Source organism: Enterococcus malodoratus ATCC 43197 (assembly GCF_000407185.1).
GTDB classification, from domain to species: Bacteria; Bacillota; Bacilli; order Lactobacillales; family Enterococcaceae; genus Enterococcus_A; species Enterococcus_A malodoratus.
Map to the genome: position 1 here is coordinate 489,074 of NZ_KE136482.1, position 12,699 is coordinate 501,772.

The following is a 12,699-nucleotide window of genomic DNA, read 5'->3' on the forward strand; positions in this document are numbered from 1 at the left end:
GATAAAAATCCCTTTGTCTTCTACTTTAGAATTTTCTGCACTCTCTGAGTTCTTTCCGTCATTTCGCTCTCTGCATCTACAGTGTAATATGCCCCAAACTCTAAATTACACTCCTCGAAAGAGCCAACTTGAATTGCGGGAATTTCATATTCTCTCAGAACAATCGACAAGTGGCAGAGAATGGAGCCGCGCTCAAAAATGAAAGCTATATTTTTCGAATCATACGAATGGATGAGGTTCAAAAGCTCAATACTTGTTTTATCACAGGCAAAAATGATGTTCTCCTCGATATTTTGACTGTTTTTCGTAAACTTATTATGAAAATGGAGATCAAACGATTCGTCATCGGTTAAATCCACATTGACTAATTTTCCTGTCAGTTTTCCATGAGATAAAATTCCTTGAGAAATATCTTTGGAGGTTAACTCCAGGAGCTTCTCAGAGTTTTTAACGAGATCAATTAAATAAGGTTTTGCTGCATGATCTATTTCTAATAAACCAAATTCGATTAAAGCATCTTCTTCAGCCAAAAATCCTTCAAATTCATTTAGAATGGCTTGAATTTCCTGTTTTGTTAAGCTATTTTCTTTGTTAGACGTGTCTTTATGCTGTATCACTGCCCCTTCAGATATTTCATACCATTCGTTTTGCAAAACTTCTTGTTTAGAAATGACTTCCCCCGCTCGTGAAATGAGATAATTAGAAGAAGGAATGGTCCCTTTTGTAAAGAAGTGGCCTTTTATAATTTCAATAATATAATTATCGCCTTCTTTTTTGATGACACCAGTAAATTTTGGAGAATAAATTTCCTGAATGATGATTGACAAAACCCAAAAATCTTTCTTTGCCATGCTGACAAAGTCCGCTATGCCTTCGTTTATGTCCTGATATTTTGGGTAAGTTTTAATTAAACTGTCTTGTTTGTTTAGCGACCCTAGACTTAGCCTTCCAGTATTTCCAACAAAGGATCGGATAACTTTTTCTGAAATGAGTTTTGGATATATTACTACGGCGCTATATCCCTGACAGAATGGACTTCTTGTAATGATTTTAAGATTATTTGAGCGATCTTGCTTGATCGAGTCGTTGCTAATTATTACATAGGCATCGGAAACATGCGTATTTTTTTTCTGCGCTTCCATTCTTATAGCGACTTTATCACTTTTTAAAAGCTGTTTAGGTAGCACAGCTAGCTCTTCAGCCTTAACAGGAACCGTCATCGGTTCGATTTTAGTTATGGAGGCTAACGGTCTGCACTGAATATATGAAATGTTGCCATTCCGAATGGTCCACTCAACATCAAGCGGATATCCTAAGCGATCCTCCAACTCTTTTACCCTTCGACATAATTCGAACAATTTTTGTTCTCCAAAAGGAATCGCTTGTTGATTAGCCAAAGAAAGTTCTTTGTCGCAGATGGTAATCAGCACATCCGTGCCCTCTTCTTCTCCTGAAACTAATTTCTCCCCACAGCCATCTGTAAAACTGACAATGCTTTCATTTTTTGAAAAAGTTAAGGGATTCGAGGAAAAAATGACCCCAGAATAATCAGCACGAATAAATTCTTGAATGACTACACCCATTTTATTGTTCGATTGCGTCTCGTCAGCCACCTTATCTTGGCTCAGAATAACCCTTTTGATTCCTGATAATATCTCTTCAAAACTCATCAAACCAAGAATTGATTCATAATGTCCAGCTAAACTATCATTGACGCCATCCTCATTTAAAGCAGAAGAGCGAATTGCGATATCATATAATCCTTCCTGATTTTTGAAATCTTCCAGATACGTAAAAAGTTCATTCTGAAACAATAAGCAATCTACCTTAGTAACATCAGCTGTTGCCTCAATAAAAAAGCTTTCAGGAACATTAAAATTTTTCGAAAATAGTTCTTTTAGACCATTCGCTTTTCCTCCAAACTGGTGAGCGGAAGAAAAGTTCTGCAGGGAACAGATTTTTAACATGGCTACTTCTCCTTAGAGATATGGATAATTCTTTTATCTATCTCATTTTCTTTGATGAAACGATAAACACTTTTAGGAACGAGATTTCCCCAAGGTTCGCCATGGATGATTTTAGAACGAACCTCCGTTCCGCTAGTTACTTTTTGGTCATTCGTTCGTTCCCACATGACGTCAATATCGCAGCCAAGAGCTGAGAGAATCTCATATTTTTCATAGCTCCATTCATCATAAAGAGTCATCAAATATTTGCCCTCTTTGGGAACATAATTAAATAATTTCTCAGGTACATTTATTGGGAAAGGAACGATATCAAATTTTTCTCTGGGAATCGAACATTCTAGCATAGCTGACCGGATCATTTCAAAGCGTTCATAATAAGTCATCGGATTGGCACTATCCAATGATCTATGCGGGTTTGAGGCTGTGTATTTAGTATAGTCGCTATCCGGACTTGAAATGCCAATCAACAGATACTCGCATTTTTTCATTCCTTCTAAAAGATATTCCAAATGACCATTATGTAGGATTTGGAATCTTCCATGAATGATTCCTAGTTTATTCTTCATTTTTTTCTCCAATATCGTTTTCTAAAATCATATAAAGCTATGTACAAAAAAATTAATGTCTAGTATAATCATACCATTTCGCGTTCCAAAAATATGCAAATTTTCAGGGTTGATTTAGTCTCTAAAAACAAAAAACATCATAGGTCAAAGCCAGAATTATTGCGGTTTCTTCACCTATCAATAAAAAGACTTTTCACTATGATGTATTCATATGAAACTATTTGATATTCTTTTTTAAATTCACCAATTCAATAGCTACGTGTAAACTGGTTTCATCTTGAATGGGAATTAAAACAGCGTTTAGTTTGCCGGATTTTTGAATCGACGCGTCGTTTGCCTCAAGTTTGTTGAATAGTTCATTGGCTACTAATTGCGGCCAAACTCGTTCCCCAAAGTAAACTGTTACCTTAACGCCGGTCTCCCAAATTGAGATCCAGCCAAGGTTTTTCTTTTTGAACAATATTTTGCTCAACCATGTTTTTCCATCGTTATAGTAGTTCCAGTCTTCCTTGAAAGAACACGCATGGATTTCCTCCAGCAGCTGCTGGTAAAGAGCTAAATTTTTTTGGGATAGATGATTGGCCAAGTTTTCAATCGTCGGAAATTCTTCCTTGTCTTTTAAAATCGGCTTCATTTAGAACGCCTCCTTTATTTCCAGTTTAGCAAGTGTAACTTGCAATCTGATGTCAAGTTCTGTATTTATTTCGCAGTACATCAATACGATCAGCCATTTTTTTACGATAATACTCTGGCGCTAAAATCTCTAAATGGTCCCCAAAGGAAAACAAATAATTCATAGTTGATTCATCATCGAGGTAAGTGATCTCAACCAACAAACTGCCATCCGGGTTTTGAGTGATCGTATCAAACTCCTCATAGACGCGATAGGCCGCACTAGAATCGAATAATAATCTCATTTCAACTAGATTTTCGGTGGGATGCTGTCTTTCTGCGAAAACCTTTTTGGGCGTCTCTCGAATAAAGTTTTCAGTTAAAGTTTGAAACGCGCGTATTCGGGATAACTTGAACAATCGGTTTTCATTTCTTAGACGACAAAAAGCGTATAAATACCAGGCTTTATCTTTGAAAACCAATTTTAAAGGCTCTAAGTCACGCGTAGTCGTTTGTCCTTTTGTACTAAGATAGTCTATCTGAATGACCTGTCTCGAAAGAATCGCCTGCTGAAGGTCGGTAAATAATTCATTCCGTAATCCGGTCCAATCGGAAAAATCGATCTCTAACCAATCATGACTTTCCTTTTTAAACAAAGAATGAAGCTTCGAAACTAAAGAGCTTGTCAGTGCCCCATTGGTGAGATTCAAATTTTGAAGAGCGATCAATATTTCCTTTTGTTCTTCGTCAGTAAATACAGCCTTATCCAACACATAATCTTCTTGGATAAAAATCCCGCCGCCTTTGCCTCGAACCGCATAAACGGGGATGCCGGCAGCACTGAGCGCATCAATATCGCGATAAATCGTCCGCGCAGACACCTCGAACCGTTCTGCTAATTCCGGTGCCGTCACCGAACCCTTCTCTAATAAAATAAAAAGAAGCTGTAACAATCTGCTTTCAATCATTTGCGGCCCTCCCCTCATGATTAAGCGTATCATAAGGAATTAGGCAGGGAAAGGTTGGATATCGTTAATCGCTAAATCATCATTAAAAAGACCGTATCCAATAATATGGATACAGTCTTCTTCGCAACTAGATATCACTTTGCTTCCCAATAAAAATTATCGATCAAGCGTGTATTGCCGATATAAACCGCAATCGGGACTAAGATGGCCGCATTGATCGTTTCGACCTTTTGTAAGGTTTTTTGATCAACAATTTCAACATAATCGATTTTCGCTAAGGATTCTTTACTTATTTCTTCTATTATAAGTTGAATTAATTGTTTCGGTTCTCGTGTGCCTGCATTTAATCGCTGCTGCGCCAGATTCAATGCTCGACTCAAGACTAAGGCGGCTTTGCGTTCGGCGGGATTCAAATAGACGTTTCGTGAACTCTTGGCTAGTCCATCGACTTCTCGAATGATCGGACAAGCAATGATTTCTACCGGAACATTCAGATCACGAACCATTTGCTGGATGACCGCGACTTGCTGCGCGTCCTTTTGTCCGAAGTACGCACGATCAGGCTGAGCGATTTGCAATAGTTTTAAAACGATCGTCGTGACGCCGCGAAAATGCGTTGGACGGCTGGCACCTTCAAGAACTTCGGTCGTTCCGTGAACCTCAACAAACGTGTCAAAACCTGAAGGATACATTTCTTGGGGTTCAGGATGAAAAATCACTTCTACTCCGGCCTTTTCGCATAACGCTTGATCCTCCTCAAGTTTTCTAGGATAGCTGGTCAAATCTTCGTTTGGCGCAAATTGTGTCGGATTGACAAAAATACTGACAATCACGTGATCGTTTTCTTCTGCGGCACGTTCAATCAAACTTTGATGTCCTGCATGAAGCGCCCCCATCGTTGGCACAAGACCGATGGTTTCACCGGCTTGCCGCCAGAGGTTGACTTGTTTTCTGACTGCTTGGATCGTTTCAAGTGTTTGCATGACTATATCTCCTTCTCCAAGGCTTCGATTATTTCTGGAGCGATGCTAAATGTATGTTCCGAAGCCGGAAATTGTTCTTGTTGGATTTCTTCTTTGTACAATTGAATAGCGGTAGTCATATTTTTTCCTAATTCAGCGTAGCGTTTGACGAATTTTGGTTGAAGATCGCCATACATGCCCAACATATCCTGATAAACCAAAACTTGGCCATCGGTTTGGTTTCCGGCGCCGATCCCAATCGTAGGAATTGTTAGTTTTTTCGTGATCAACGCAGCCAAATCTGCGGGGATTGCTTCTAAAACAATTGCGAAAGCACCCGCTTTTTCCAGAGCTAAGGCATCCTTCAGTATTTTCTTCGCCGCTTCCTTGGTTTTACCCTGAACTTTAAAACCGCCGAAAGCGTTGATCGATTGTGGTGTTAGACCAATATGTCCCATCACAGGAATGGACGCACGGGTAATGGCTTCAACCGTTTTGGAAAATTCCGCACCGCCTTCAAGCTTGACCGCCGCAGCATTTCCTTCCTTAATAAGTCTGCCAGCATTATAAACCGCATCAGAAATCGAGACATGATAAGACATAAACGGCATGTCAGTCACTACGAATGCCTCTTTTGCTCCTCTAGCTACCGCGCGGGAGTGATGAATCATATCTTCCATAGTTACAGATAAAGTATCCTCGTATCCAAGCATTACCATGCCTAGCGAATCGCCTACCAATAGCGCGTTGATTCCTGCTTCGTCCATTAATTTGGCGGTGGAATAATCATAGGCTGTCAACATACTGATTTTTTCGTGGTTTACTTTTTGCTCTTGCATTGTCAAAACGGTATTTTTCATTGATCTAACTTCCTTTCCATCGGTCGGTAATCTCGTTCGGGGTGTTTTTCTGCTGCGATTTGAAGCAATTTCTTTGTAAGTTCGCGATAAATCTCTACGGATTCGGGTGGAAGCGCCGCTAAGTGGTCGCTTACTGTTGAAAGATCGTTGCGTTCCACTGGACCAGTCAATGCATCACTAGGACTCATGATCAGTAAATTCTGGATATTTTGTGAAAACAACTGGCGCCAAGCTTTTTTGGCAAACTCATTAGGCAGTCCGCTCGCTACGAACAATTCCTCAGCGGTCGCACTTAGACCGACAACTAGATTACTGGCAAACACGCAGGCCGCGTGATAAAGCACTTTTTCCTCCGATGCGATGACCGCGATCAGGTTTCCCAGCCGCACAAGCGCCTGTTCGACTTGCTCCACATTCTTTGTTCCCTCTAAAGTAAAGGCAGTATCGGCTAGTTGAGTCAGCGACATTTCTTTGTTCGCGAAGGCTGCTAACGGATGGAGCGAAAAACAAGAAACACCTTTGTCCGTAGCAAAAACCAGTGAACTTTTCGCTCCGCTGCAGTGAAAAATGAATTGTTCAACAGATACAAAGGGTTCTGCTTCTGACCAAACGGCGGCTATTTGATCATCAGGCGCAGTGATAAACAACCAATCACAGGCTTCAATACATTCTTTTAAATCTGTAAACGCTCGGCTGTTCGTTTGTCGTGAAGCAGCGACGGCATTTTCATAATTTCGACTATAATAGCCGACGATAGGAAAATCTTTGCTACAAAAGTAGCGTCCCAAGTTCGTGCCAACTTTCCCGGCGCCAATAAAACCGATTCGCATCCAGTTCCCTCCCCTTTTCTCATATAAATTTAATAGAAAAAGTATAGCATAACGATTTCACTTTTTTTCTCGTCTTAAGAGAATATTATTGGACGGCACAATAAAAAGGCTGGGCAATTATGCACCAACCTTTGTTCTGTAGGATGTTCAGATTTCGATTTCTCGCATTTTTTCCGAAACACAAGCCATTCGTTCTTCCAAGTTTTTCGGCTCATCTTTTGAAAATTGAAGTTCACTAACGATCTGACCATCACTCATGAATAGTACGCGCTGCGTTTGCGCGGCAACTTTCGCATCGTGAGTGACTAAGCAAACCGCTGTTCCCTGTTGATTGATTTCCGCTAGGAGCGTCATGATTTCTTGGGCCGATTTAGAATTCAGTGCACCGGTTGGTTCGTCGCCAAAAATAATTTGCGGATCACCCATCAATGCTCGGCAGATTCCTGCACGCTGCAGCTGACCGCCTGACACTTGTGTGATGTCTCGCTGCTCTAGTCCGGCGATACCCATTCGATTCATTAATTGCTGGCCTTTTTCCATTAATGATTTGGCCTGTTTTTCATTGCCTTTTTGGGCGGGCAGCACGATATTGTCTAACACATTCAGATTTTTCAATAATGTCGGCTGTTGAAAAACAAAGCCCATTTGTTTGCGGCGCAGATCGGCCAGAGCATTTTCTGAAAGACTCGCCAATTCCTTATCATCAAATTGTACACTTCCTGCATCAATTTCATCCATGCCGCTCAACGCGAACATTAAAGTAGTTTTTCCTGATCCTGAGGGTCCCATAATCGAGACGAATTCTCCTTGATCAATTTCAACTGACACATCGCGTAAAACTTTTTCTTGCCCGAAAGCTTTCTCTATATTGGTCCCAATAATCATTTTTTTCATCGTCATCATTCCTTTATATTATCGCTGATTTTTATTTTTTGTAACGAGCCGGTCGCTAATGTTGTGGCTGCTAAAGTCACCAGCAGCATACCCAATGGGCAAAGCACAAAACTGATTAGCGGATTGATCGAAAAGCGGAAGGTGCTGACACCCATCATGGACATGGCGATACCCGCGACCTGTCCACCTAATGTACTCGCTAACAGCGTTCCGATAATTGTCCCTAACACAACAATGACGAGTGAACGCATAAAGTATTGCTGGCGTACATCTGAACTGGTGAATCCCAAAGCCTTCAACGCCGCGATTTCGTGGCGATCTTTCGCCAGCAGCATCTTGATAAACAATAAAACGATTAAAGCTGTGATTGCTAAAGCAACGATTGCTGCTACTTTGGCTGCGGTCGCCACCGTTTGAATCGTCGAACCAAATGTTTGCTGCATATAGTTCTTAATATCAGAGACCTTGGCATAGGTGAATTGTTTGCCGTAGTCTTTGGCTTTTTCACTTGCCGAGATGCCGGATTTCAAGTTCGCACTGATCGTACACCACATGGTTCCCGCCTTTTGATCAGTGAAAACAGCTTTGGCGGTCTTTCCGCCATTAGTTACATCGGAATAGATGCCGCAAACTTTAAGTGTGCGATTGCCGGTTGAGGTTTTCACTGTCAGCGAACTATTGAGTGCTTTCTCAATATCATCAGACAATGAGCTGGATAAAGCAATTTCATCGGCTTTTTTCGGAGCCTTTCCTTCAGCGTATTCCACTGGAAAGACCGTATGATCGCCTAATTCGATTTTTAATTGGTCCTCCGCTTTGCCTTGCTTGATCAAAGAAAAAGCTTTTGTTGTCAAAGCGACTGATTTGGTGACTTGTTTGTCTTGCTGCAATGCTTCCATAACTTCCGCTGTTTTAGCAGGAATATTTTTGGTTTGCTGAATGTCTAAACGCAGATCCGATTTTCCGATCCCCATATAGCGAGAAAAACTCTGGGATGAAACCGTGCTGTAAAGATTTTGCGGCATGATCAAAATAAACGAAGACAGCAGCAAAACAGTAAACAGGGTCAGATAAATCTTTTTACGTGCCAAGACGTCTTTGATCCCTAATAAGTTGTTGATTTTCGGGAAAGAGCGCCCAGCTATTTTTATTCCTTTGCGCCCACGAGCTTTATCTTGTGATCCGCCAAATCGAATGGCCGAGGCCGCCGAAATCTTCCGAAAACGGCGCAAGACGAGATTAACGTACAAGACGACACCAAAGAAGATCAACGCCGTTCCTACCAAACCAACGAGCAGCGACAAACCTTGATTGCCGCTTTCTCCCATATAAAGCTGAATATTTTTCAACAAAATACCGCGGAAGGCAAAGGACAGCAGATAACCAAGAATACATCCAACCAATCCGAGCGTCGCGTATTTCGCCAGATACAAACGTTTCACATCCGAATTTCTTAGTCCAATGGCCTTCAGTACTCCGATTTCCGGATAATCATCTTCGATCTTTGACAAGAGCGTGAAGCGAATACATAAAAAGGCCACCGCCAGCATCAAAAGACTCACCAGTAAAATAATCGCGATCATGATTCCATCTGACATGGCGTTCATCATGCGAAACAGCGTATGAGTCAACGCGGGACCATTCGCTGGCAGATCAGCTTTCAAATAAGCCTTTTCTAAATCACCGATCTTCTCCGTATCTTTGACCCGATATTCAATCAAGTATTCGACGTTGCCGAACTTTTCTAACACTTGATAATCCTTTTTATTAACAATGAATCGTTTCGACGAAGACAGCGACGCATTCATCTGAGAATCCCGCAGAAAACCAGCGACTTTTAACTTATGACCGCGTACCTCCAATGAATCCCCTTTTTTGGCGATGCCTTCTCTTTCGTAGATAATCGGCAGATAGACTTCGCCGACCTTTGGCTGAATGATACGATCCTTCGTATCTACCAGAAAATCAAATTGTTCGCTTTGAACCGAAAAACCATTGTCCTGAACACTTTCTGTCATAGGCTTTCCAGCGATAAATAATTCACTGTTGTCGATATTCAGGAAATCCAAGACTTGCCAATCGGCCAAATTCGATTGTGCTTCTGCGAACTCCTCCAATTTACTTTGATCGAGTGCTCCCGAGTGCATCTGCATAAAATGCGGTGTTTTCGCTCGCTCCATCATCCCATCGATCGAACCAGCCAAATTGATTATCAAAATTGCGGCCAAAGAGACCAGCATTGCGGTAATCGCGATGAAAATTGTTGTCGCGGCGGTCACCAGCTTACTTTTTTTGATATCATTTGTGATTAACCTACCATACATAAAACCCATTCCTCCTTCATTTTTACCCATGTACTAATCAAACATACCCTCCATTTCTCTTGCTAATTTTCCTTCTTCAACACCTAACAATCGTTCTAAAAGATAAAAGAAACTTTTCACTCGATGTTCTTTCTTAGCTCTGCTGTCTGGAACCATTTCCTGTTCATCAAATGCCACGCTCGCGTAAACTACCACCAACTCCACCGATTCATACGGATAATCCGTTTGAAAAATTCCTTGTTGGATACCATCTTCAACAATGCCTGTCAGTACTGGTGTAATTTCCCGTACTAACGCCGTTTGAATTTTTTGATGCATCAGTGCATTTTGCGGCTTGTGAACATAATCCATCATCGTATCGTCTTTTGAAGTATCTAACCGCAGAGCAAGGACTGTTTGAACAAAACGCTGATAAACCGGAATCGAATGATCGTCTGCCACTTTTTTGGCTGCATCGAACAGCAAACTCGTTGTTCGTTCCACTAAGGCATCCATAATTTCCTCTTTTGATTTAAAGTGATAGTACAAAGTCCCGCGAGCAATCCCCGCCTGAGTAATAATCTCCCCAGTACTCGTTTGATCAAAGCCCTTTTCCGCAAAAAGCCTGCCAGCAACATCCAAAATTTCATTTTTTCGTACGGTTGGATCTTTTGATACACGCATAGTACTCATTCCTTTTCTTTTATGACCGACTGCCTGTCTATATTAAAGTATAACGGTTTCACAATGAGGATTCTAGAATATTTATTAGAAATCAGCTTAAAAACCTACCCAAAATATTTATTTTTTCAAATTTAATTGATAAGAAAGCACTTAAAGCATGATTTGTTGGTATGTTTTAGTAAGATAAAAGGTTACAGAATTATTTCTTGTGGTTCTATTTATAAACGATTCACAAGCACAGATGTTCCCTTTCAAGAAAAAAATTGTGAAGTCTACATTAACGGATTGCGCATTTAATCGAATTCTGCTGGAAATCGATTTCGGCTATAGCTATGTGGAAATTCCTTCTGGCAGAACTTGCTTAGGCCCTCTATTCCTTTGTGCAGAGCGTTTTTGCAGGATTTATCCGATTGATTAGCTAAATGACTCGCTTTTTTTGAAAAAAATCGGTAAAATTATAATGATAAAAACTATTTCTTGAAAGGAGTGCAACATGAAACAACTATTAAACTCCTCTACCTATCGACGAATTCAATTCGTTGAGTTTTTGGATCAGCTTCCCTCTTGGTGCGATATCAAAGAAGCCGCACATACAGTGGATTGCTCCGTAAAAACGCTATTATCAGACATTGATTTTATCAATGAGTTTTGGGGCGACTATATTTATATCGAGTACTCAAAATTTCAAGGAGTACGCTTGAACAACCTCACGTCAAATAAATTAGGCAATGTTTATGGCCAGATTTATCATGAATCACTCGAATTTCAATTTTTAGAAAAAATGCTCTATGAATCCAATCAGGACGCCGATTATTGGATCAATGAGCTGTTTATGAGCGAGGCGTCGTTTTATCGAATGGTCAATGCTTTAGAAGATTTCTTGCAGCGGCGCGGTCTTAAGCTTGAACGCTCCCCTTTTCGAGTCACCGGACCTGATGAACGCTGGGTGCGCTTTTTCTACCAGCAATATTTTACTGAAGCTTATGGGGTCAATCAGTGGCCCTTCACTTTGGACCATGAGGGTACGACCTGTTTCATTATGCGGACATCGACAGATTTTGATGTTTCATTAGATGATCGGGAGATCCAAGAAGCCGCCTATCTTTTCATGGTGACGCTGAACCGCATGCATCAAGGGTTTTATCTGCCGGAAAATGTCTATGCTGAAGAAGATGATACCCTCGACAAAGTCTTGGATTTCAGCCGTCCTTTTGCGGAGCATTTATTAGCTGGGACTGATTTCAAGCTTCCGAAAAAGTGGTACAAGGAAATCAGTCGAACCGTATTTCATGAATTTTATAATTGGGACAATCCGGAACAGATCGTCCGAATCAATGGGAAAATCGAAACCTTTTTAGAAAACGTTTCGCAGGCAATTGAATACCCGCTGGATCGCGATGACAAGCGAAAGATTATTCAAGAGATGATGTCTTGGTACGTAGAGTATAATTTTTATCCTTACCGCCAAATCATGCTGTTTGATAAACATCAAAAATTTGCCCGAGAGATCCAACTTGTCTATCCGATTTTCTCGACCTTAGTAAAAATTTATTTGGGGGATATTGAGAAGAAGTCGCCGGAGCTGTGGACGGACATTCGTTTGAATAATGTCTTCTTCCTGCTGATGAAAGAATGGTCGCATCTGCCTATCCATTTAGAAAATCTGCGAAAGAAAGTTACGATTCTCGTAATCAGCGATTTAGGCCGCAGACATGCAGAAATGCTGCAGGATTTTCTGGTCGTCAATTACAATAAGCGGATCGTCGTCTCTACCTTCAATGAGCCGGTCATTTCAACCGGACCAGAGGATTTTGAAAAGTTTGCTCAATATGACATTGTGCTGAGTAATAATCCGATCAAAGGCTATGACAATGAAAATGTATTGATCGTCAACAATTTCTTCTCTGCCTCCGATCGGGAGAATCTGTTGAACTTCATCGTGGCGATTCAAAAAAATGCGGCTCGCAAGCATTTGAAAGAATTGGGCAACGTAAAATTGAAAACCGCCAAGGAAATTTATTTTTCACAAAAAGTATTAAACAACTAAAAAAGA

The 12,699-nt window shown here is 40.9% G+C and carries 11 protein-coding genes; 1 reads left to right on the forward strand and 10 read right to left on the reverse strand.

Features of this window, described 5'->3' with window-relative positions; translation table 11 throughout:
• Positions 1–20: 20 nt before the first annotated feature.
• The 10 genes from I585_RS12215 to I585_RS12260 form a co-directional block, all read right to left on the reverse strand.
• Positions 21–1,967: a PEP/pyruvate-binding domain-containing protein gene (locus tag I585_RS12215; RefSeq protein WP_010742094.1), complete on the reverse strand. Its 1,947-nt coding sequence runs from the start codon at positions 1,965–1,967 to the stop codon at positions 21–23.
• Positions 1,968–1,969: 2 nt separating this feature from the next.
• Positions 1,970–2,533 carry an adenylyltransferase/cytidyltransferase family protein gene (locus I585_RS12220; protein WP_010742095.1) on the reverse strand — a complete coding sequence of 188 codons (564 nt, stop codon included), beginning with the start codon at positions 2,531–2,533 and terminating at the stop codon, positions 1,970–1,972.
• A gap of 217 nt (positions 2,534–2,750) precedes the next feature.
• On the reverse strand, positions 2,751–3,167 hold the full coding sequence (locus I585_RS12225; RefSeq protein WP_010742096.1) for a DUF3788 family protein: 417 nt from the start codon (positions 3,165–3,167) through the stop codon (positions 2,751–2,753).
• 52 nt (positions 3,168–3,219) lie between these two features.
• Positions 3,220–4,113: a helix-turn-helix transcriptional regulator gene (locus tag I585_RS12230; RefSeq protein WP_010742097.1), complete on the reverse strand. Its 894-nt coding sequence runs from the start codon at positions 4,111–4,113 to the stop codon at positions 3,220–3,222.
• A 134-nt stretch (positions 4,114–4,247) separates the two neighbouring features.
• Positions 4,248–5,096 (reverse strand): pantoate--beta-alanine ligase, encoded by an 849-nt coding sequence (gene panC, locus I585_RS12235; protein WP_010742098.1) that lies wholly within the window; start codon positions 5,094–5,096, stop codon positions 4,248–4,250.
• Between the two features lie 2 nt (positions 5,097–5,098).
• Positions 5,099–5,935, reverse strand: a complete 837-nt coding sequence (gene panB / locus I585_RS12240) for a 3-methyl-2-oxobutanoate hydroxymethyltransferase (protein WP_010742099.1) — start codon at positions 5,933–5,935, stop codon at positions 5,099–5,101.
• Entirely contained in the window at positions 5,932–6,765 is an 834-nt protein-coding gene (locus I585_RS12245) for a Rossmann-like and DUF2520 domain-containing protein (RefSeq protein WP_010742100.1), read from the reverse strand. The genes panB and I585_RS12245 overlap by 4 nt, the downstream gene beginning before the upstream one ends.
• A 147-nt stretch (positions 6,766–6,912) precedes the next feature.
• Positions 6,913–7,659, reverse strand: coding sequence for an ABC transporter ATP-binding protein (locus I585_RS12250; RefSeq protein ID WP_010742101.1), 747 nt, complete (start codon positions 7,657–7,659; stop codon positions 6,913–6,915).
• 5 nt (positions 7,660–7,664) lie between these two features.
• Positions 7,665–9,983, reverse strand: a complete 2,319-nt coding sequence (locus I585_RS12255; protein WP_010742102.1) for an ABC transporter permease — start codon at positions 9,981–9,983, stop codon at positions 7,665–7,667.
• A 33-nt stretch (positions 9,984–10,016) separates the two neighbouring features.
• The gene (locus I585_RS12260) at positions 10,017–10,646 is read right to left on the reverse strand and encodes a TetR/AcrR family transcriptional regulator (protein WP_010742103.1); all 630 of its coding nucleotides are present in this window, start codon (positions 10,644–10,646) and stop codon (positions 10,017–10,019) included.
• A 493-nt stretch (positions 10,647–11,139) separates the two neighbouring features.
• On the opposite strand from I585_RS12260, the gene I585_RS12265 reads away from it, so the two are divergent.
• On the forward strand, positions 11,140–12,693 hold the full coding sequence (locus I585_RS12265) for an AcpB/EbpR/MafR family transcriptional regulator (RefSeq protein WP_010742104.1): 1,554 nt from the start codon (positions 11,140–11,142) through the stop codon (positions 12,691–12,693).
• Positions 12,694–12,699: the final 6 nt, after the last annotated feature.

Excerpts from the sequence above, each read along its gene's own strand:
- I585_RS12215 (WP_010742094.1), bottom strand. The coding sequence starts at position 1,967 with ATGTTAAAAATCTGTTCCCTGCAGAACTTTTCTTCCGCTCACCAGTTT.
- I585_RS12220 (WP_010742095.1), bottom strand. The coding sequence starts at position 2,533 with ATGAAGAATAAACTAGGAATCATTCATGGAAGATTCCAAATCCTACAT.
- I585_RS12225 (WP_010742096.1), bottom strand. The coding sequence starts at position 3,167 with ATGAAGCCGATTTTAAAAGACAAGGAAGAATTTCCGACGATTGAAAAC.
- I585_RS12230 (WP_010742097.1), bottom strand. The coding sequence starts at position 4,113 with ATGATTGAAAGCAGATTGTTACAGCTTCTTTTTATTTTATTAGAGAAG.
- panC (WP_010742098.1), bottom strand. The coding sequence starts at position 5,096 with ATGCAAACACTTGAAACGATCCAAGCAGTCAGAAAACAAGTCAACCTC.
- panB (WP_010742099.1), bottom strand. The coding sequence starts at position 5,935 with ATGAAAAATACCGTTTTGACAATGCAAGAGCAAAAAGTAAACCACGAA.
- I585_RS12245 (WP_010742100.1), bottom strand. The coding sequence starts at position 6,765 with ATGCGAATCGGTTTTATTGGCGCCGGGAAAGTTGGCACGAACTTGGGA.
- I585_RS12250 (WP_010742101.1), bottom strand. The coding sequence starts at position 7,659 with ATGAAAAAAATGATTATTGGGACCAATATAGAGAAAGCTTTCGGGCAA.
- I585_RS12255 (WP_010742102.1), bottom strand. The coding sequence starts at position 9,983 with ATGTATGGTAGGTTAATCACAAATGATATCAAAAAAAGTAAGCTGGTG.
- I585_RS12260 (WP_010742103.1), bottom strand. The coding sequence starts at position 10,646 with ATGCGTGTATCAAAAGATCCAACCGTACGAAAAAATGAAATTTTGGAT.
- I585_RS12265 (WP_010742104.1), top strand. The coding sequence starts at position 11,140 with ATGAAACAACTATTAAACTCCTCTACCTATCGACGAATTCAATTCGTT.